This is a genomic window from Paraneptunicella aestuarii (assembly GCF_019900845.1).
Taxonomy (GTDB): domain Bacteria; phylum Pseudomonadota; class Gammaproteobacteria; order Enterobacterales; family Alteromonadaceae; genus Paraneptunicella; species Paraneptunicella aestuarii.
Genome location: NZ_CP074570.1, coordinates 991802 through 1012139 on the forward strand (window position 1 = coordinate 991802; position 20338 = coordinate 1012139).

General features: G+C 44.5%; 19 protein-coding genes. 17 read left to right on the forward strand and 2 right to left on the reverse strand.

All coding sequences use genetic code 11. The features are described 5' to 3' along the window. The first annotated feature begins 105 nt into the window (after positions 1 to 105). Genes KIH87_RS04115 through djlA form a run of 3 tightly spaced genes read left to right on the forward strand, consistent with a single transcriptional unit; the run spans position 106 to position 2851 of the window. Positions 106 to 1095, forward strand: a complete 990-nt coding sequence (locus KIH87_RS04115) for an aminoglycoside phosphotransferase family protein (protein ID WP_232360270.1) — start codon at positions 106 to 108, stop codon at positions 1093 to 1095. Beyond that, a complete protein-coding gene (gene murU, locus KIH87_RS04120; RefSeq protein ID WP_232360271.1) occupies positions 1095 to 1832 on the forward strand; it encodes an N-acetylmuramate alpha-1-phosphate uridylyltransferase MurU in 738 nt (245 codons plus the stop codon). The genes KIH87_RS04115 and murU overlap by 1 nt, the downstream gene beginning before the upstream one ends. 2 nt (positions 1833 to 1834) lie before the next feature. Next, a complete protein-coding gene (djlA, locus tag KIH87_RS04125; RefSeq protein ID WP_232360272.1) occupies positions 1835 to 2851 on the forward strand; it encodes a co-chaperone DjlA in 1017 nt (338 codons plus the stop codon). A gap of 602 nt (positions 2852 to 3453) precedes the next feature. On the opposite strand, the gene KIH87_RS04130 is transcribed toward djlA, so the two are convergent. Continuing rightward, positions 3454 to 4077 (reverse strand): peptidylprolyl isomerase, encoded by a 624-nt coding sequence (locus KIH87_RS04130; RefSeq protein ID WP_232360273.1) that lies wholly within the window; start codon positions 4075 to 4077, stop codon positions 3454 to 3456. A 56-nt stretch (positions 4078 to 4133) separates the two neighbouring features. Then, the gene (locus KIH87_RS04135) at positions 4134 to 5462 is read right to left on the reverse strand and encodes a methyltransferase (RefSeq protein WP_232360274.1); all 1329 of its coding nucleotides are present in this window, start codon (positions 5460 to 5462) and stop codon (positions 4134 to 4136) included. Positions 5463 to 5538: 76 nt separating this feature from the next. On the opposite strand from KIH87_RS04135, the gene KIH87_RS04140 reads away from it, so the two are divergent. From KIH87_RS04140 to KIH87_RS04205, 14 genes are all read left to right on the forward strand, one after another. Beyond that, complete coding sequence (locus KIH87_RS04140) at positions 5539 to 6195, forward strand: alpha-ketoglutarate-dependent dioxygenase AlkB family protein (protein ID WP_232360275.1); 657 nt, start codon at positions 5539 to 5541, stop codon at positions 6193 to 6195. A 194-nt stretch (positions 6196 to 6389) separates the two neighbouring features. After that, positions 6390 to 6713, forward strand: a complete 324-nt coding sequence (gene bolA, locus KIH87_RS04145; protein WP_232360276.1) for a transcriptional regulator BolA — start codon at positions 6390 to 6392, stop codon at positions 6711 to 6713. A gap of 370 nt (positions 6714 to 7083) precedes the next feature. Beyond that, the gene (locus tag KIH87_RS04150; protein ID WP_332460728.1) at positions 7084 to 7545 is read left to right on the forward strand and encodes a TRAP transporter small permease subunit; all 462 of its coding nucleotides are present in this window, start codon (positions 7084 to 7086) and stop codon (positions 7543 to 7545) included. Positions 7546 to 7550: 5 nt separating this feature from the next. Then, positions 7551 to 8924 carry a TRAP transporter large permease gene (locus KIH87_RS04155; RefSeq protein ID WP_232360278.1) on the forward strand — a complete coding sequence of 458 codons (1374 nt, stop codon included), beginning with the start codon at positions 7551 to 7553 and terminating at the stop codon, positions 8922 to 8924. Between the two features lie 83 nt (positions 8925 to 9007). Then, positions 9008 to 10126 carry a TRAP transporter substrate-binding protein gene (locus KIH87_RS04160; RefSeq protein WP_408635790.1) on the forward strand — a complete coding sequence of 373 codons (1119 nt, stop codon included), beginning with the start codon at positions 9008 to 9010 and terminating at the stop codon, positions 10124 to 10126. 234 nt (positions 10127 to 10360) lie between these two features. Further along, on the forward strand, positions 10361 to 11542 hold the full coding sequence (fabV, locus tag KIH87_RS04165) for an enoyl-ACP reductase FabV (RefSeq protein ID WP_232360279.1): 1182 nt from the start codon (positions 10361 to 10363) through the stop codon (positions 11540 to 11542). 395 nt (positions 11543 to 11937) lie between these two features. After that, positions 11938 to 13278, forward strand: coding sequence for a Na(+)-translocating NADH-quinone reductase subunit A (locus KIH87_RS04170; RefSeq protein WP_232360280.1), 1341 nt, complete (start codon positions 11938 to 11940; stop codon positions 13276 to 13278). Between the two features lie 3 nt (positions 13279 to 13281). Next, positions 13282 to 14490, forward strand: a complete 1209-nt coding sequence (locus tag KIH87_RS04175) for an NADH:ubiquinone reductase (Na(+)-transporting) subunit B (RefSeq protein WP_232360281.1) — start codon at positions 13282 to 13284, stop codon at positions 14488 to 14490. Beyond that, positions 14477 to 15232, forward strand: coding sequence for a Na(+)-translocating NADH-quinone reductase subunit C (locus KIH87_RS04180; RefSeq protein ID WP_232360282.1), 756 nt, complete (start codon positions 14477 to 14479; stop codon positions 15230 to 15232). Before KIH87_RS04175 ends, KIH87_RS04180 begins: the two co-directional genes overlap by 14 nt. An 11-nt stretch (positions 15233 to 15243) precedes the next feature. Next, positions 15244 to 15879 (forward strand): NADH:ubiquinone reductase (Na(+)-transporting) subunit D, encoded by a 636-nt coding sequence (locus KIH87_RS04185; protein WP_232360283.1) that lies wholly within the window; start codon positions 15244 to 15246, stop codon positions 15877 to 15879. A 5-nt stretch (positions 15880 to 15884) separates the two neighbouring features. Then, positions 15885 to 16493, forward strand: coding sequence for an NADH:ubiquinone reductase (Na(+)-transporting) subunit E (nqrE, locus tag KIH87_RS04190; RefSeq protein WP_232360284.1), 609 nt, complete (start codon positions 15885 to 15887; stop codon positions 16491 to 16493). Between the two features lie 31 nt (positions 16494 to 16524). Then, a complete protein-coding gene (nqrF, locus tag KIH87_RS04195; RefSeq protein ID WP_232360285.1) occupies positions 16525 to 17757 on the forward strand; it encodes an NADH:ubiquinone reductase (Na(+)-transporting) subunit F in 1233 nt (410 codons plus the stop codon). 82 nt (positions 17758 to 17839) lie between these two features. Then, entirely contained in the window at positions 17840 to 18073 is a 234-nt protein-coding gene (nqrM, locus tag KIH87_RS04200; RefSeq protein ID WP_232360286.1) for a (Na+)-NQR maturation NqrM, read from the forward strand. A 213-nt stretch (positions 18074 to 18286) separates the two neighbouring features. Continuing rightward, entirely contained in the window at positions 18287 to 20284 is a 1998-nt protein-coding gene (locus tag KIH87_RS04205) for a methyl-accepting chemotaxis protein (protein ID WP_232360287.1), read from the forward strand. Positions 20285 to 20338 lie beyond the last annotated feature (54 nt).

Here is a 20338-nt window from a genome sequence, read left to right on the forward strand (position 1 = left end):
TTTTCTTTTGTAATCCGTTCACGAAATAAAAATTGTTATGGGTGGGTGAGTGTTCAGGGCGATCTTGAGTCGCTATAATGTTGAAAAAAATGAATTTAATCGCCTATGTCAACGGATCCTCGTCAATCAGCATTATTACAATGGCTTTCCAGCCTTCCGGAAATATTTCCACAAGACTTTCATATGATTTCTGGCGATGCCAGTTTTCGTCGCTATTTCCGATTTCAGTCTCAAGGAGGCTCTTTTATAGGTGTCGATGCTCCGCCCGATAAAGAGAAAAACCACGAGTTTGTTGCGTTAGCGCGTGAGTATCGAACCAACAATGTGCCGGTTCCCCAAGTGTTGCATTCAAATATGGATCTGGGATTTTTGATGTTGCAGGATTTCGGCGATTGCCTGTTTTCACAACGTATTGAAACTGAAGACCCCACACATTGGTATCAACAAGCCTTGTCTCATTTACCCGCTGTGCAAAAAGTGCGAGCAACGGCAGGTGAGCCTTTGCCAGCGTTTGACCAAGAGCTATTGGCGAATGAATACAGCCTGTTCAATGACTGGCTATTGCAGACCCACCTAAATCTGACGTTGACTGACAGCGAATGGAAAGTCATTCATGAAGCGCAAGCCTTTCTCAGCGAAGTGTTCTTAAGCCAGCCGCAAGTGGGTGTGCATCGTGATTATCATTCCCGCAATTTGATGATCCTGCCAGACGACAGTATTGGCATTATTGATTTTCAAGACGCCGTTACCGGGCCTATTACCTACGATGCGGTGTCTCTTCTTCGTGATTGTTATGTAGTGTGGCCGATAGAGTTTGTCATGGGGCAACTACAGGAACTACATGTTGCCCATTATGCGGAACACGACTGGGAAACCTTTAAACACTGGTTTGATTGCACCGGTATGCAACGACATATTAAAGCCAGTGGCATTTTTGCTCGCTTATGTCACCGTGACGGAAAAACGGGGTATCTCAATGATATTCCCAGAACGTTGCAATATTTGGTGACGGTAGGCCGGACAATTCAGGAATGTACTGAATTTGCCGAATTAGTCGCGAACAAAATCCTGCCTGCCGTCGAGGCCAAGCAATAATGAGTCATGCTGGCACTAGCAAACAATCGGCGATCACTACTGCCATGATTCTAGCTGCTGGGCGTGGTGAACGTATGCGCCCTCTGACGGATACGATCCCCAAGCCTTTGCTGGAAGTAGCTGGCAAATCGTTATTGCAATGGCATCTGGATAAGCTGGTTGCTGCTGGTATTAAGCGCGTGGTGATCAATCTGCATTGGCTTGGCGAGAAAATAGAACAAGCTTTGGGAAATGGCAGTCAGTTTGGTGTCGAGCTGGTTTACTCGAAAGAGAATCCTGTCTTGGAGACTGCCGGAGGCATCGCCAATGCATTGCCATTGCTAAATCTGGCTGACAGTGAAGCCTTTTTAGTGGTGAATGGTGATGTGTGGAGTGATATCGATTACGCATTGCTATGCCAGCAGGCTAATGAACGGTTAGGTTCAGATGATAAAGCCTGTTTGGTGATGGTCGACAATCCTGAACATCATCCTGAAGGTGATTTTGTTTTGTACCATGATCGATTGATACAGCATGCAGATGCATCGAATGCTCGACTTACTTATTCAGGCATGGGCGTTTTCAAGCCACATTTGTTTACAGATTTAGCCATTGAACCTGTGCCACTGGGACCAATATTAAGACAGGCAATTTGCAATGACCAGTTAGCTGCAATTCATCATCAGGGGCGTTGGAGTGACGTTGGCACCCCTGAGCGATTGCAGCAACTGGATAAGCAGTTACGGGCAGGAGAGTAACGATGTCGATTTGGGGCAAGGTATTAGGCACATTATTCGGGTTTATGTTTGGACGTTTACCCGGCGCCATACTTGGCTTCATTGTCGGCCACATGTTTGATAAAGGTTACAGTCAGGATTTTAACCAACTGGGTGGTTTCGGACGTTTTTTTACCAGCAGTGAAGCAGTAAAAAGTCAGGCTATCTTTTTTCATGCCTTGTTCTCTGTATTGGGGCACATCGCCAAAGCCGACGGTAGAGTCACTGAAGAAGAAATTAAAGTCGCATCGGATCTCATGGATCAGATGAATCTGACAGGCGATACTCGCCGTGAAGCGCAACAAGCATTCCGCGAAGGTAAAGCCGCCGACTTTCCTTTAAAAGGCATTCTTAAGCAGTTCAGCGAATCCTGCTACGGACGCAAAGACATCTTGCAGATGTACCTGGAGATATTGATTCAGGCGGCTTGTGCTGATGGTGTTGTCGATAAAGATGAAATGCGAGTGCTTGACGAAGTCGCCAAACATTTGGGCTTTAAGCAGCACCATTTACGATTCCTGATTTCATCATTTGAAGCGGAAACACGTTTCCGTCGAGCATGGAAAAATGCGTCACAACGCAGCAATCAGAGAACATCATCCAGCTCGTCTTCTGGCTCATCATCGCAATCGTCTTCTAGTTCGTCATCGAACTGGTCTTCTCGCTCCTCTCACAGTTCATCCTCGCAGTCATCAAGCAGAAGTTCCAATTCATCAAGCTGGCAGCATCGGCAACGCTCGCACTCTCATTCGCATCAGCAACAAAGAGAGCCCCAATACACGCAACAGCAATCTATCGCCGATGCATTTCGTATTCTTGGTGTAAAAGAAAGTGACGACGCGAAAACCATCAAACGTGCCTATCGCAAACTCATGAGCGAGCACCACCCCGATAAACTGGTATCAAAAGGTTTACCCAAGCAAGCAATGGAATTAGCGAAGCAGAAAACGCAGGATATTCAGGCGGCGTATGAGTCCGTCCGAAAGCACAAATCTTTTTGATGGTGGGAAATGGTCTTTTCTCGTTTACTCTGCGTTAGGAGTGCTCATGTACTATTCGTACACTCCGCCCTCCCGCCTTGATTAAACAAGAAAATCCTCATTTCCGATGGCTTGGGTTAAGTAAAACTTTAAGCTGCATGTACACTCAGTCTTTTTTCCTTGCTCTCAAGCTGACTAGTCGTTTTTTGGGGTCGTGATAATGCTCATGTACTATTCGTACACTCCGCCCTCCTGCCTTGATTAAACAAGAAAATCCTCATTTCCAGAATAATAAATGGTTTTTACTTTCCAATTCTTCGTTGGAAGTGCTTATGTATCATTCATACATTCCGCGCTTCCGCCTCAACTTGAAAAGCAAATTCTCATTTCCGATGGCTTGGGTTAAGTAAAACTTTAAGCTGCATGTACACTCCGTTTTTTTCCTTGCTCTCAAGCTGACTAGTCGTTTCTTGGGGTCGTGATAGTGCCCATGTATGACTCATACATTCCGCATTCATGTAGATGTTTCAATGGTTTGTCATACCGGAAACGCTTTGCGTTATCCGGTATCCAGACCGAGGCTTTTCTATGGAATACGCTGGTTCTTATGTGAACTGAGGCGGTTACTGGCCTTCTGGCAAAACAGTCGCTTTCAGCAAAATAACGGGTTCTACGGGTACGTCTTTCCAGCCGAGTTTTATGTCATAGTGAGTTTCGGTTTCGGCCATTTTGTCCAGTATTTCTGTACCTTCAACCGCTTCTCCAAATACGGTATATCCCCAGTTCTTACCGGGATCCAGATTTGTCGTATCGTTGAGGTTGAAATAAAACTGGCGGTTGGCTGTGTGTGGGTCTTCCTTACGCGCCATGGCGATAGAGTAAGTAGTGTTTTTCAAGCCATTTCCCGACTCATTGATAATAGGCGGATAGCTGGGAATTTCACGGAAATTAACATCGTAACCACCGCCTTGAACGACGAAGCCGGGAATAATGCGATGAAAAATAGTGCCGTTGTAACTGTCTTTGGCTACGTAGCGCAGGAAGTTGTTTACCGTTATTGGGGCTTTGGAGCGGTTTAGTTCAATAACTATATTGCCAAAATTGGTTTCCATTTTTACTTTTGGAAACAGGTTCTTAGGTTGTATCCGGGCTCCTTCTTCAATGACTAGAGGGTCATGAGCCTGCGCGTTGCTGATGGTGAAAAGTGTGAGGATAAGAAGAAGGAAACGTCGTGTTATTGTTTGCATTGTGCTCTCTGTCTGATATTGGATGGTTAAACAACCGTGCTTATTCGGTTAAATCTTTACCGCTTAATAGCCGATAAAATACTGAATTTTTCATTACTTGCAATCACCTGATAGCCACCAAACAAACGCTTTAACTTGTCATGATGTTGCAAATGACGGTTTGCCACCACTCGCAATTCCCCCCCTTTATGCAAAGCCTGTTTGGCATCCTGGAACATTTGCCAGGCAATATGGTCGGTAATGGTGTTTTGCTGATGAAAGGGTGGATTACAAACCACGATATCCGCTTTCTGCTCGGGTAAGTCTTCAAGACAGTTGCTGGCAACGAATTCGCACTTTTGCAATTGTTGTGGCAAATTTTCCTCAACATTGAGTTTGGCAGATGCAATTGCCATGTAGGATTCATCAACGAATATCATCTTTTTCACGTCGTTGTCATGCAGCATGGTGAGACCAAGAACACCGTTACCACAGCCTAAATCAATGACGGTTTTGTTGCTTGCCTCGGGTAAATGTTCCAGTAGTAGGCGTGCGCCAATATCTAATTGACCTCGAGAAAACACGTTGGCGTGATTGGCAATGGTGAATTCTGGCGATTCGGTTTTCCAAATGGTTGGGTAGGGTGAGGGCTTTGCTGTGTTTAACTCTCCCACTTTGGAAAATATTAAGCGTGCCTTTTTCACTGCCAATGAGGTGGTGGTCTCAACCAGATATTTCTCAAATAACTCCAGCACTGAAGTTTGCACCGCTTTTACTTTGCCTCCTGCAATCACCGGAGTTTGTGCTGGCAGCTTTTGCAGCATGGCTAACTGATGTTCCAATAAGGCATGACTTCTTGGTAGTTTGATCAAAACTAAATGCGGGGTAGGAAAATCAGCGCTTGTTTCATTCATATCTGCCAGTGAATTCATCATGTACACACTGGCATCAGAGATTTCATTGAGCTCCAGGTTTTGCCGTAATGCCTTCTCGGCAATGATGGAATCGGATTGCCAAAGAATGCTGACTTGTGATTGTTTCAATGTCGATAAAGCACAGGCAATTGCGCCAAATTCATCATTTAGAATGAGAATGGTTGCGGTCTCAGGTAGTTCCATCTCATTAACATGTTGAATCAAATACTCGTCGGCAGCGTCCCAGGCTTGCAGGCTGACATGTTGTCGTTCTTTCGGGTAGCGAAAGAGTTGCAATTTTACGGATGCTTGATTGTCACTCTCTTTATTTTCCTGATTTCCATGAGTAGGAAATGCTATGACAAGTTCGCTATTTGGAACTTGTTGAGCTGAGTCTGATTTGATCTCGGAATGCTTTCTTTTTACTCCGGAATAACCCCGTTTTCTTCCTGAGTTACTTGAATTGTTAGAGCGGCGAGTTTTACTTGTCATGATATAGTTCTTAGTCTGGCTCGGCTTGGAGTGTTCGAGCCATGCGCTTAAATCGGTTTTGGAGTGGGCATTATATATGAAGCAGCAAAGCTTGTTCGATAGTGAGTTGCAAAATCAAGATGATAATGAGCTTGAATTGATCCGCTTTCCACAATTGCCTGACGCAGAATTGGCGTATTACCCTCAATTTCTGGCAGTAGAGCGTGCTGATCATTATTTGACTGTGCTTCGTGAGTCGTTGGCGTGGAAACAGGAACAGATTCAGTTGTACGGAAAGTCTCATCTTATTCCTCGGCTTCAGGCCTGGTACGGCGATCCAGAAGCTAAATACCAATATTCAGGGTTACCTATGCAGCCGGTTCCCTGGACAAAAGAACTGCTGGAACTGAAACTCCAATGTGAGTACCAACTAACTTGTTCTTTCAATAGTGTATTGGCTAACTGGTATCGAGATGGAAACGATAGCATGGGGTTCCATGCGGACAATGAGCCTGAATTAGGGGCTCAACCTGTCATTGCTGCCGTGAGTTTGGGGCAGGAAAGGGTAATTCGCTTTCGCCATAAAAATAAAAAAGATACACTCGCGCTGCATTTGCAGCATGGAAGTTTATTGGTCATGGCTGGCAATACCCAGTCTTACTGGCAACATGGGATTAGTAAGTCCAAACGTACCTTAAATGATCGCATTAGTTTGACCTTTCGCAGGGTCTTTCCAAGCTTAATAACAGGCTAAGTTAGACTAAAAAAATATATTGCGAACACTCAAATGTTTATCAAAATGCAAGCTGTTTTTCTGCAATTTGCAGTGTCTATTTTGACAATACAAAGCTAAATTTAGCAGTACGCCAGTAACGGAAATCGCCACAAAAATGTGGCAGGCATACAGGTCACTGTTGCACTTGGAAGCATTCATTATCAGGAGCGGATATGAACATACAAAACAGTATTGAGCAGAAGTTAGCTGAACACTTCGAGCCTGCTTTTCTAGAGGTGACAAACGAAAGTTCTCAACATAACGTGCCTATGGGTTCTGAGACTCATTTTAAAGTGGTATTGGTTTCTCCCCAGTTTGATGGAGAGCGTTTGTTGAATCGCCATAGAGCAGTGAACTCGGTATTACGTGAAGAGATTGAAAATCATATTCATGCTCTTGCGTTACATACTTACACTGGGTCTGAGTGGGAAAGCCTGTATGGCGATATCCCAAGTTCGCCTTTGTGTATGGGTGGTTCGGCTAGAAAAGCCTCTTAAACAAACATATTGGGCGTAATTCTGGATTTTTGTTGTTTAGTGAAAATTCAAATCAGTATTTCATGAATTACGCATTCCGGTGGCATCTCGGTTCAAGTTGCCACTTAGTTTTTTTGAGTCTTTTTTCGCCACTTTAACTATCCGTAATTCCGAAATATTCGGAAAACGAGTAGTTCCTATCATCAATTTTCATTTATTTTTATCCCTGCAATCGAGATAGAAATTTCACATTAGAGCGTTTTTTTGTTAAAACGCAGCAACAAGAACAACAACCATATTGTGACTTATGTCCTTTCTTGCATCTCTGCAATTGATTATTGATAGATTTCATCGTCTGCTAGGTAAGGTAGTTAGCTGGTTTACCATTTTCATGGCAGTGCTTACTTTTTTTATTGTCGTACTTCGTTATGGTTTCGATATGGGGTGGATAGCCCTGCAGGAAACCGTGATGTATTTGCATGCTGCTGTTTTTATGCTTGGCGCTGCTTTTACGTTAAAAGAAGATGGGCATGTTCGTGTGGATATTTTCTATCGCAATTTCTCTCCCAGAAAACAGGCTTTTGTAGACATCTTTGGCAGCCTGTTTTTATTGATGCCTATTTGTATTTTCATTTTGAGCATGAGCTGGAGATATGTTGCTAACTCCTGGCAATTGATGGAGTCTTCGCAGGCCGCTGGTGGTTTACCTTTTGTCTTTGTTCTTAAAACCCTGATCCTGCTCTTTGCCTTTACCTTACTGCTGCAAGCTATTGCTGAACTGGCGGGTAATTGCCTGGCACTTAAAACGGGTAAAGGCTTACCGCATCATTCACAACCTACTTCGGGAGCATAAGGCTAATGGAATATATGTCGTTATTTATGTTTGCCGCAGTATGTTTGGTCTTACTATTAGGATATCCCGTGGGATTTTCCCTGGCTGGAACCGCGTTGGCCTTTGCCGGTTTCGGTATTATGACAGGAAGCTTTGATGCTTCTTATCTACATGCTGTACCGAATCGACTGTATGGCATTATGTCGAATCAAACCTTGTTGGCTGTGCCACTCTTCGTGTTGATGGGCGTTATTCTGGAAAAATCCAGGGTTGCCGAAGAGTTACTTATAGCCATGTCGCAATTATTTGGTCGTTTAAAAAGTGGTTTGGCGATATCTGTGGTCTTGGTTGGAATGCTCTTGGCGGCCAGTACCGGGATTGTTGGTGCAACCGTGGTGACAATGGGCTTGCTGTCGCTACCAACCATGTTGAAACGGGGCTACAGCGCAGAATTGGCAACAGGTACTATTTGCGCCACTGGTACGTTAGGGCAAATCATACCGCCTTCAATTGCGTTGGTTTTACTTGGTGACGTGCTTTCCAGTGCTTATCAGCAAGCGCAATTGGATATGGGGATTTTCTCGCCTGACAGTGTTTCCGTTGGCGATTTGTTTGTTGGCGCGATTATTCCGGGTATGTTGCTGGTTGGTTTGTATGTCATTTATGTGTTGTCGATGTCGGCATTGGGCAAAGTCGGTGACACGGGTGTTATGCAGAATGAAAATGCCAACAGCGATGATGAGCCTTCAATTTGGGGAGCGTTAATTCCGCCTTTGGCGTTAATTATTGTTGTGTTGGGCAGCATTCTGGCTGGTTATGCGACGCCAACTGAGGCTGCTGGTGTGGGGGCAGTTGGTGCGCTTTTACTGGCTATTGCTAAACAGAAATTGAACTTTCTGGGGCTAAAAGAGGCCATGCTGGACACCACGAAAGTCACATCAATGGTGTTTGTTATCTTAATTGGCGCTTCTATCTTTTCACTGGTTTTCCGAGGTTTTGGCGGTGAAGAACTGATCGACGAGTTCTTTTCTAATCTGCCGGGTGGTGTATTTGGAGCCATGCTGGTGGTGATGGTGATCATCTTCCTGCTCGGTTTTATCTTGGATTTCATTGAAATTACCTTTGTTGTTGTTCCTCTTGTGGCTCCGGTATTGTTGGCTATGGGAGTTGATCCTGTCTGGTTGGGAATTATGATAGCTGTCAATTTACAGACTTCTTTTCTTACCCCTCCATTCGGATTTGCACTATTCTATTTGCGGGGTGTGGCTCCAGAAACGATTCGAACTGAGCAAATTTATCGTGGAGTTGTGCCTTTTATCGGACTTCAAGTCTTGTTGTTAATCGCCCTGGCTATTTGGCCAGAACTGGCAACCTGGCTTCCTGAAACGGTGTATAAGTAGAGGGATCTCGATAAAGTTTGAATAGAGTCGAATAAAATAAATTTTTGTATCTGACACTCACTTGATTATTGGAGAACCTATTGATGAAAGGTTTACTTAGTTTGGTCAAATCGTCCCGTTTGGTGGTTTGGCTTGTTGCGTTGTTTATGTTGGCTTCCTGTGGTGGTGAGCAAACAACAGCAGGAAATACTACTGCCGCACCAGAAGCGAAAACCTATGAGTGGAAACTAATCACCAGCTGGCCGAAGAACTTCCCTGGATTGGGGAAAGGGCCGGAGACATTTGCCAAATATGTGAACGAAATGTCCAATGGGCGTTTGAAAATCAAGGTTTATGGTGCCGGTGAGATTGTGCCGGGATTTGAAGTATTTGATGCGGTTTCTCAAGGTTCCGCAGAAATGGGGCATTCAGGCCCTTATTACTGGAAGGGTAAAGCGCCTGCAGCGCAAATTTTCACGGGTGTTCCTTTTGGTATGAATGCTCAGGAAATGAATGGCTGGTTGCACTACGGCGGTGGTATGCAGTTGTGGGAAGAGCTATATAAGCCATTTGGTTTGATCCCGTTTGCGGGTGGCAATACTGGCGTGCAGATGGCGGGTTGGTTCCAGAAGGAAATCAATTCGGTTGAAGATTTAAAAGGTTTGAAAATGCGTATTCCGGGTCTGGGCGCGGAAATCCTGAAAAAAGTGGGTGGCGTACCTGTCTCTTTAACCGGTGGTGAGCTATTCACTTCACTGCAAACGGGAGCCATTGATGCGACCGAGTGGGTGGGCCCATACAACGATTTGGCATTTGGTTTATATAAAGCCGCGCCTTATTACTACTACTTCGGTTGGCATGAACCGGGCACAACGCTTGAGTTTATGGCGAATGAAAAAGCGTTTAACAGCTTGCCGAAAGATCTTCAGGCGATTATTCGTGTTGCTGCTCGTGCGGTAAACCAGGATATGTTGGACGAATACACGGCGCGTAATAACAATGCCTTGCAAAGCTTGATTCACGAGCACAAGGTGAATGTTCGTGCGTTGCCTGATGATGTGCTGGAAGCGCTTCATGGCGCAGCCTTGGAAGTGTTAGATGAACAAGCGAAAGCAGACCCTATGTTTGCCAAGGTTTATGGGTCTTACAAGAAGTTCCAGACTGAAGTTGCGCAGTTCCACGCGTTAACGGAAGCGCAGCTGTATCGTTCTCGTTCAAAATAGTAAATTTTCTTCTAACCAACGCATCCCGCTAAAAATAAAGGGGATGCGTTGGTTAATCTTCAAATTTGTAGCTAAATCTTGGCCTTAGGTGAAATAAAAGGTCTGCTCCGATTTGCCTCTTTTGGTTACAGCATTACAATAGCGCCAGCAAAAAGTAGAGCAGTCTCTATACTGTTATCTGCATTCGTCTTTTTTAGTACCAATAAGTACCAACACTGTTAAGGATCGTCGGATATGGTGATTAAACCAAAAATTCGTGGCTTCATTTGTACCAACGCTCACCCTGTGGGTTGTGCCGCTAACGTTCAGCAACAAATAGCCTATGTTAAAAATCAAGGTGATTTGGGCGATGGGCCCAAAAACGTGTTGGTTTTAGGATGTTCAACTGGATATGGTTTGGCATCACGAATTGTGAGTGGTTTTGGTTATGGCGCCAAAACATTGGGTGTGTGCTTTGAAAAGGAACCTTCCGAAAAGAAAACCGGAACTGCCGGTTGGTATAACACTTCTGCCTTTCATCAAGCGGCTTCTGACGCTGGTTTGTACGCCAGAACGTTAAACGGCGATGCCTTTTCAAAAGAGTGTAAGCAAAGCGTTATTGCGGCCATTAAAGAAGATTTGGGTAAGGTCGATCTGGTCATTTACAGTTTGGCTTCACCACGTCGTACCGATCCTGAAACGGGTGAAGTGTATAAGTCGACTTTGAAACCTGTCGGTCAGGCTTACACCACCAAAACCTACGACACTGATAAGAATCTGGTTCATGAAGTGTCTTTGGAACCTGCCAATGATGATGAAATCTTCAACACGGTTAAAGTGATGGGCGGGGAAGATTGGGAGCTTTGGATGCAAGCGTTAAATGACGCTGATGTCTTGGCTGATGGCTGTAAAACCACAGCTTACACCTATATTGGTAAAGAGTTGACATGGCCAATTTATGGACATGCCACTATTGGTAAGGCGAAGGAAGATTTGGATCGTGCCGCCGCTGCTATCATTACAGACTATGCATCTAAAGGTATTCATGCATGGGTGTCATCTTTGAAAGCCTTGGTAACTCAGGCGTCTTCTGCCATTCCTGTGATGCCTCTGTACATTTCATTGATTTATAAAGTCATGAAGGAAGAAGGCACACATGAAGGTTGTATTGAGCAAATTACCGGGTTGTTTAATGAAAAACTGTTTGCTGATGCACCTGAAACCGATGATGTGAACCGTTTCCGCATGGATGGTAAGGAAACCAATGATGCGACTCAGGCGAAGATTAAAGCGCTTTGGGATCAGGTGACTCAGGATAACTTCCATGAGCTAAGTGACTATGCAGGTTATCATCAGGAATTTTTGCATTTGTTTGGATTTGGATTTGATGGCGTTGATTATGATGCGGATGTGAGTCCGTTGGCTGATTGGAGCTAGTTATTTCCTGAAATTTAGAGAAATTTCAAAAACATCAGGGTGTGGTTAATAATTAATCACACCCTTTGCTATATTTAGCAAGTGTTAACGTAAAGTTAATGAAAAATTACGAGTTGTTTCGTGTTGTTTAAAAGATGAGCAACTGTGGTCGGGGATGCAATTTAGCTTGGCGAAATGTCGCCGGATAATGCTAAAATCCCGAAGTTAAGTGCGGCGGGTTTCCTTGCTTTTTTGTTGTTGGGTTTTAGGTGGTTAAAACCTTTACCTGCCTGAAGTGATAGCGTGCCGATCGTCCAAATTTAAATTCTGAATGTTGTATTTGCATGAGGATTGTGTTGTTAGCGATCACAGCACAATCCTGATGCGTATATAAACTTTAAATGTAGTGCTAGAGTATGATCAAAATAACAAAAGGGTTAGACCTCCCAATTGAGGGAGCACCCAAGCAACAAATCGAGGATGGGCCTAAGGTCTCTCGTGTTGCGATACTGGGTGAAGAATACATCGGCATGAGACCAACCATGTCGGTTCAAGAGGGTGACAAGGTCGCAAAAGGTCAGGTTCTTTTTGAAGATAAGAAGAACCCAGGTGTTAAATTCACCGCTCCTGCTGCCGGCACCGTTACTGAAATCAACCGTGGTGCGAAGCGTGTTCTGCAATCAGTGGTTATTACCATTGAAGGCGACGAGAAAGTCAGCTTCGACAAACACTCATCTGACAGCTTATCTGGACTGGATCGTGAAAAGGTTCAATCTCAGCTTGTTGATTCAGGTTTGTGGACAGCGATTCGTACCCGCCCATACAGCAAGATCCCTGCGATTGGTTCTACACCAAGAGCAATCTTCGTTAGCGCGATGGATACCAATCCTTTGGCAGCCGACCCAGCAATCATTATTGCTGAGCGCTCTGAAGACTTTATCAATGGTTTAGCTGTTCTGGCTCGTTTAACTGACGGTAAGTTGTACGTGAGTAAAGCTCCGGGCGCTAACATTGCAACGGGCAACGTTGGTGTAGAGAGCAACGAGTTTGCAGGCCCACACCCAGCTGGCCTGGTTGGTACTCACATCCATTTCCTTGATTCTGCAGGCGCAGGCAAGGTGGTTTGGCATGTTGGCTATCAGGATGTTATCGCTATCGGTAAGTTGTTTGTTACTGGTGAGTTGGATTCTTCCAAAGTCGTTTCTATCGCTGGCCCAGCAGCTAAAAACCCTCGTCTGGTTCGTACCCTGAACGGTGCAAGCACCGAAGAGTTGGTTAAAGGCGAAGCTAAAGACGGTGAAGTTCGTGTTATTTCCGGCTCAGTACTACACGGAAGTCATGCGCACGGTGCACATGCTTATATGGGACGCTACCACACTCAGATTTCTTTAGTGAACGAAGGCCGCGAGAAAGTATTCCTCGGTTGGTTGAAGCCCGGTTCAGATATGCATTCTATTACCCGTGCTTATCTTGGTCACTTAAGTCCTAAACGCTTATTTGGTATGACAACCAGCACAAATGGCTCTGATCGTGCCATGGTGCCAATTGGTAACTATGAGCGCGTAATGCCTCTGGATATCCTTCCTACCTTGTTGTTGCGTGATTTGCTTGCGGGCGATACTGACGCAGCTCAAACCTTGGGATGTCTGGAACTGGATGAAGAAGATTTAGCACTGTGTAGTTATGTTTGCCCAGGCAAGTACAACTACGGTGAAACCCTTCGCGATTGTTTGAACAAGATTGAGAAGGAAGGATAAAACATGGGCTTGAAAGCTTATTTAGAAAAGATTGAACCGCATTTTGAACATGGCGGTAAATATGAGAAGTGGTATGCCCTGTACGAAGCTGCTGCAACCATTTTCTATACACCTGGTAAGGTGACGACTTCTTCTACTCACGTACGTGACAGCATCGACTTGAAACGTATCATGATCATGGTTTGGATGGCGACATTCCCGGCTATGTTCTACGGTATGTTTAACGTTGGTCAGCAAGCTCACAATGCTATTGTGGCTGGTGCCTCGTTGCCAGACGTTTGGCAAGCAGCCTTGTTTACCATGTTTGGTGGGCAACTGGGTGTTGATGGTGTTAGCTGGCTAGGCATGATGTTCTACGGAGCCTGTTTCTACCTGCCAATTTATGCTGTTACTTTCGTTGTCGGTGGCTTCTGGGAAGTGTTGTTTGCGTCTATTCGCAAGCACGAGATTAACGAAGGTTTCTTCGTTACTTCGGTACTTTTCTCGCTGACATTGCCTGCAACCATTCCTTTATGGCAAGTGGCTTTAGGTATTACTTTCGGTGTGGTTATCGCTAAAGAAGTCTTTGGTGGCACTGGACGTAACTTCCTTAACCCAGCGTTGTCTGGTCGTGCATTCTTGTATTTTGCTTATCCTGCTCAAATTTCAGGTGATGCAATCTGGACTGCGGCAGACGGCTTCTCTGGTGCAACTATGTTAGCTCAAGCTGCGGCGGGTAATATGGACTACAGCAATATGGATCTGTGGTGGAGTGCATTCCTTGGCAACATTCAGGGTTCTGTTGGTGAAGTATCTACTTTGATGTTATTGATTGGTGGCTTGTTCATCATCTACATGCGAATCGCTTCCTGGCGTATCGTGTTGGGTGTGATGTTTGGCGCCATGATTTTCAGTACCTTCCTGAACATGATGGGTAGCGACTCTAACGCTATGTTTGCTATGCCTTGGTATTGGCACCTGGTTACTGGTGGTTTTGCCTTCGGTATGTTCTTCATGGCAACAGATCCGGTATCTGCTTCATTTACAAATCAGGGCAAGTGGGCATATGGCTTACTTATCGGCTTTATGTGTGTTCTGGTTCGCGTGGTTAACCCGGCCTTCCCGGAAGGTATGATGTTGGCGATTCTGTTTGCTAACTTGTGGGCACCGTTATTCGACTATTTTGTCGCTCAAAGCAATATCAAGAGGAGAGCAGCACGTGTCGGCGCATAAAGAAACTTTAGGAAAAACCGTTGGCGTTGTCGTCGCGGTCTGTCTGGTTTGTTCTATCATCGTATCGGCTGCTGCAGTAGGTCTTAGAGAACAACAGAAAGTTAACGTTGCTCTGGATAAGCAAACCAATATTTTGGATGCGGCAGGTTTGCTTGATACCGCGGGCAAAAATATCGGTGCTACTTACGACAAGTATATCGAAGAGCGTTTTGTTGATTTAGCTACTGGTCAGTATGTGGAAATGCAGCCTGGTTTTGACATGTTCAAAGCGGCTAAAGATCCTCAATACATGGTTAAGCCAAGCCCTGATACAGCAAGCATCTTCCGTCATTCCAAGATCGTGAGCGTTTTTCAGGTGAAAGATGACAACGGTCATGTTAACCGTTTGGTTCTACCTGTTTATGGTAGTGGCTTGTGGGGCATGATGTATGGCTTCCTGGCCGTTGATAGTGACGGTAAAACAGCGCGTAATTTAGTGTATTACGATCACAAGGAAACTCCAGGATTGGGTGGTGAAGTACAAAACCCTAAATGGAAAGCGATGTGGGATGGTAAGCAGCTTTACAAAAATGGCGATGTTGCAATTCGTGTAATGAAAAACCCTGTTCAGGGAGACGTACATGCAATTGACGCGCTATCAGGTGCGACACTGACCAGTAATGGTGTTCAACATACATTGGATTTCTGGTTGAGCAAAAGTGGTTTAGGTACATTCCTGGCCAATCAACCTTGGAAATCGTAAGGGGGTCTACAATGTCTGCAGATTCAAAAGAAATGAAAAAGGTGTTATTTGGCCCTCTTCTGGACAATAACCCTATCGCGTTGCAGGTTTTGGGTATCTGTTCTGCCCTTGCTGTAACATCTAAACTGGAAATCGCACTGGTTATGTCATTGGCGTTAACCTCGGTAACGGCGTTTTCTAACTTGTTTATCTCGATTATTCGTAATCACATCCCTTCCAGTGTGCGTATCATCGTACAGATGACCATTATCGCCTCACTGGTAATTGTGGTTGACCAAATCCTGAAAGCTTATTCTTACGAAATTTCCAAGCAGTTAACGGTATTCGTTGGTTTGATTATTACCAACTGTATCGTAATGGGACGCGCGGAAGCTTATGCCATGAAGAGTCCTCCTATGATGAGTTTCCTCGACGGCATCGGTAATGGTTTGGGCTATTCGCTGGTTCTTATCGTTGTAGGTATCGTTAAGGAAATCACTGGCTTCGGCACCTTGTTGGGTTATGAGATTTTGCCTCTGATTCAAAACGGTGGCTGGTATCAGGCTAACGGTTTGCTTATTTTGCCATTCAGTTCTTTCTTCCTGATTGGTGGTTTGATTTGGTTCATCAGAACCATTCGTCCAGCACAAGTCGAACCTAAGGAGTAATATCAATGGAACATTATATTAATTTGTTTATCCGTTCTGTTTTCCTTGAAAATATGGCGCTGTATTACTTCCTGGGTATGTGTACGTTTCTTGCGGTATCCAAGAAAGTTAAAACGGCAATGGGACTGGGTGTAGCGGTTGTTGTGGTACTGGGTATTGCAGTACCTGTGAATCAGCTGATTTATGCCAACATTCTGGCTCCTGGTGCGTTGGAATGGGCTGGTTTCCCAGAAGCTGATTTGAGCTTCCTTAACTTTATTACTTTCATTGGTGTTATCGCTGCTTTGGTACAGATTCTGGAAATGGCTTTAGATAAGTTCTTCCCTGCACTGTACAACGCGCTGGGCATCTTCTTGCCTCTGATCACTGTAAACTGTGCCATCTTCGGTGGTGTGTCGTTTGCAATTCAGAAAGAATACGATTTCGCTGAAAGCTTCGTATTTGGCTTGGGAAGCGGTGTTGGCTGGGCAATCGCAATTACGTTGCTGGCCGCGGTACGTGAGAAACTGAAGTATGCTGATATGCCGGATGGGATCCGTGGTTTGGGTTCTGTATTTATGATTGCTGGATTAATGGCGTTAGGCTTCCAGTCTTTCACTGGTATAACCATTTAAGCAACTGACACCAAGTAGGAGTTTTTTAAAGATGAATCCAACAGACATCTACCTTGGCGTAGGTATGTTTATCGCCATTGTCTTGGCGTTGGTCTTTGTGATCATGTTCGCAAAGTCCAAATTAGTACCTTCTGGCGATGTAAAAATATTAATTAACAACGACCCTGATAAAGCCATTACGGTTTCTCCGGGTAGTAAGTTGCTTGGTGCCTTGGCATCAAACGGTATCTTCGTATCATCCGCTTGCGGTGGTGGTGGTTCTTGTGGTCAGTGTCGTGTGAATATTCACTCTGGTGGCGGTGAAATTCTGCCAACTGAACTTGACCACATTACCAAGCGTGAAGCGCGTGAAGGTTGCCGTTTGTCATGTCAGGTTGCTGTTAAGCAAGACATGGACATTGAATTGCCAGAAGAAGTGTTTGGCATCAAGAAATGGGAATGTACTGTTATCTCTAACGATAACAAGGCCACGTTCATCAAAGAATTGAAGTTAGGCATTCCTGATGGCGAATCTGTACCTTTCCGTGCGGGTGGTTACATTCAAATCGAAGCGCCGCCTCATCATGTTAAGTACAAAGATTTTGATATTCCGCAAGAGTACCGTTCTGACTGGGAACGCTTTGGCTTCTTCAATATCGAGTCTAAAGTAGACGATGAAACAATTCGTGCATACTCCATGGCGAACTATCCTGAAGAGGAAGGTATCATCATGTTGAACGTACGTATTGCTACGCCTCCACCTAATAATCTGACCTTGCCGGCTGGTAAAATGTCTTCATTCATTTGGAGCTTGAAAGCGGGTGATAAAGTGACGATTTCTGGCCCATTTGGTGAATTCTTCGCGAAAGACACTGATGCAGAGATGGTCTTCATTGGTGGTGGTGCGGGTATGGCTCCAATGCGTTCTCATATCTTTGACCAACTACGTCGTATCAAGACAAATCGTAAGGTTAGCTTCTGGTATGGTGCTCGCTCTTTGCGCGAAATGTTCTATGTTGAAGATTTCGATATGTTGGCAAAAGAGAACGACAACTTTGAATGGCACGTTGCTTTGTCTGATCCACAGCCTGAAGATAACTGGGAAGGTTACACTGGCTTTATCCATCAGGTATTGCTACAAAACTATTTGAAAGATCACCCTGCGCCGGAAGATTGTGAGTTCTACATGTGTGGACCTCCTATGATGAACGCAGCGGTTATCGCCATGCTGAAAGATTTGGGCGTAGAAGATGAAAACATCTTGCTTGATGACTTCGGTGGCTAATTAACCATACTGTTAAGTTGGTTAGGATGGGGGGGTAATAGCCCCCATCTTTGTTTTCACACTTTATATTCAGGGCATTATTGTGAGTACATTTATTCTGGCTTTTGTCTTTTTCCTGATTATTTTTCTTATCATGGCCGTGGGCTATTTGTTTCAGAGAAAGACCATATCTGGCAGTTGTGGTGGATTAGGTGCATTGGGTATAGAGAAAGCCTGTGATTGTCCTGAGCCTTGTGATCGTAAAAAAGCACGTATGGAAAAAGAGCGCATTCGTGAGGAAAAATTGAAAGAATGGAAAGATAATCAGATTATTTAATTGCTGATATGTGCCTGTTTTCGAGTTGTCTATAATATCTCCAAACTCCGACGTGTGAATTAAAATTACCTAAGTGGCAGCTAAAGTTAACGAACGTGCTGCCATCCTTCAAGAAATCTTCAACTGTACAAAATTAATACTTTACAGCCATATGACATTTGCTGAAAATGTTACCCCTTCACTTATAACAATAAAGCAGTAACAGGGTTTTTCATGTGGTATCAAAAATCCATTAGCCAGCGTTTGATTGCTGGTTGTGTTGGTAGTATTGCCGTTCTTTTTTTCCTGTACGGTATTTGGCAAGTACAAACTGTAAAAAGCAGCACGACTTCAAGAGTTAACAATGATTTAGCGAATTTGGTGGCTCAAAAAGCGACAGAAATTCAGGGATTTTTTGATGCAAAGGGACAAGTAATTCATAGCGTATTTGCTAATCCCTACATATTAGATTGGTTCAAAAACTACGATCAGCGTGGTAGCGATATTAGTACCGATCCTGGTTATATTCAGATCCGCGAATATTTCAAATTCTTCTCCGATAAAGACGATTCGATCAAGAGCGTATTTCTTGGTTCCGCCAATACCTTTGAATACTTTGATTTGAATGGTCGCTATGACGGCGATCCGAACTATTACACCAATAAACGTCCCTGGTGGTTTGAAGCGCAAGAAAAGAACCGTATGTATGTGTCTGACCCTGCGGTAGATGCCAATGATGGTTCTATTTCGGCGACAGTAAAAACCGTTGTTCGTGATAACGGTCAATTTGTTGGCATCGGTGGGATGGATATTCTGATCACAACTATCGGTGAGGACTTACTAAGCAAGATTAAGTATGAAGGTGCGGGTAATGCCTTTCTTGTTACCGATAAAGGTGTCTTGGTGTATTTCCCCGGTTTTAATAAAGATTTCCCTCCCGGTAGCGACATCACCAAAGTAGACAGTTTATTCAAAGATACCGATGGCTTTTCTGCTTTAAAGCGCCAAATGAGTAACCAACAAAAAGGTACTGCCGTGGTGGAATGGAAAGGTGAAGAACATCAGGTTGTTTTTGACAGTGTTGCCGATGATTACCCTTACCTGAACTGGCGTTTGGGATTCTTGTTGCCAACCGAAGTTAGCCAGAAGCCTGTAAACAATGCTGTTATGTCGGTCACATTTTACATGGTTGTCATGTTGGGCATTATTGCAGTAGCCATCTATTTCATTATTCAACCCATGTTGAAACCATTGCGTGGCATGTTATGGGCAATGCGTGATATTTCTCAGGGCGAAGGGGATTTGACCAAGCGTATTAATGTTGAACGCCAAGACGAAATAGGTCAGTTGGCTCATGAATTTAATGTGTTTGTTGACAAGATCCGCGAGTTGGTTGCCCAAACCATGGATATCACTACAGAAGTGAAGAACTCCACGGAAACCGTGTTTAAAACCACGGCTCAAAACGTGAACCTGGTTAATAACGAAAAGATTGAAATTGAATCGGTTGCCAGCGCCAGCTATGAAATGGCCGAAACCAGTAAGGATGTATCACGTAATACATCAGGAGCAATGGATGTCGCTGATAGCGTTAAGGTTGATATGGAGAACGGCGGTACTGTCGTTAGAGCAGCAGTAGAAGATATCAAATTGCTCTCACAGCATATTGGTGATGCCGCAGAGGTTGTCACTGCGCTGGAAGGGCAAACTGATAAAATTGGTGAAGTGTTGGATGTGATCACCGGTATCACAGAGCAAACCAATTTGTTGGCTCTGAACGCGGCTATTGAGGCAGCCAGAGCCGGAGAAATGGGTCGAGGCTTTGCCGTTGTTGCCGATGAGGTAAGAACCTTGGCAAGCCGTACTCAGGAATCGACACGTCATATTCAAGAGATTATCGGCGCTTTACAAACTACCGCTAAACAAGCTAGTCAGACAATGAAATCCAGCAATGAAAAAGCGGATCGTGGTGTTGTCAGAGTCGGTGAAATTCAAAATGTACTGGACAATGCATTCTCGGGTGTTGAAAAAATCCAGCAGCAAATGCAAAGCATTGTGGTTGCCAACACTCAGCAATCTCATACTGCCGAGGAGATCGCCAAAAACGTGTCTCATATCACTGAGCTGGCAGACGAATCGGTAAAAGAATGTCGTGAAGTTGAAAGCCATATTCACCAGTTACAGCAACTGGCTTCTGAGTTGGATAGAGCTTTGCGTCAGTTTAAGGTTTAAGGGAAGTCATTGCTATTTGTAACACAACGGCGAATGAATCCGATTAGCCTATCT